Source organism: Marinobacter halodurans (assembly GCF_004327985.1).
Classification (GTDB): Bacteria; Pseudomonadota; Gammaproteobacteria; order Pseudomonadales; family Oleiphilaceae; genus Marinobacter_A; species Marinobacter_A halodurans.
In genome coordinates this window covers 1-500 of sequence record NZ_SJDL01000194.1, presented here as the reverse complement: position 1 = coordinate 500, position 500 = coordinate 1, and the positions used below count along the sequence as shown (strand labels likewise).

2 tRNA genes are annotated in these 500 nt (G+C 56.8%); both read left to right on the top strand.

The annotated features are described in order from the left end of the window. The first annotated feature begins 45 nt into the window (after positions 1-45). Positions 46-122 (top strand) — tRNA-Ile (locus EZI54_RS24070). 93 nt (positions 123-215) lie between these two features. Then, a tRNA-Ala gene (locus EZI54_RS24065) sits at positions 216-291 on the top strand. The last annotated feature ends 209 nt before the right edge of the window (positions 292-500 follow it).

Sequence of the window (500 nt, the reverse complement as noted above, 5' to 3'; positions counted from 1 at the left end):
GTCAGTGGAAGAGAGAGCATAGGGTCTAAACGGGCCCATACCATTGGGTCTGTAGCTCAGGTGGTTAGAGCGCACCCCTGATAAGGGTGAGGTCGGTGGTTCAAGTCCACCCAGACCCACCAGAATTGCGCAGCTCATCGTTGTGTTCGGACTTGCATAGCAGGCTATGCGGCGCCCAAACACGCCTTGATCTGCCCAATTCTTGACAGCTTACTGGGGCTGTAGCTCAGCTGGGAGAGCGCCTGCCTTGCACGCAGGAGGTCAGCGGTTCGATCCCGCTCAGCTCCACCAATTCAAGCTGTATGGTGGATGAGTTGACAGGATGGCAGCGCCTGCCTTGCACGCAGGAGGTCGGTCCGGGGTCGCGCACGACTTCGATCCTGCCTGGCTCCACCAACTTTACGGATACCCTGGCTACGGTCAGTGTGCAGAAACAAGTGTTTCGGGTTGATGAACGATCGACTTCGAAGTCCTTCTTTCTGATCACTGGGTCAGACATG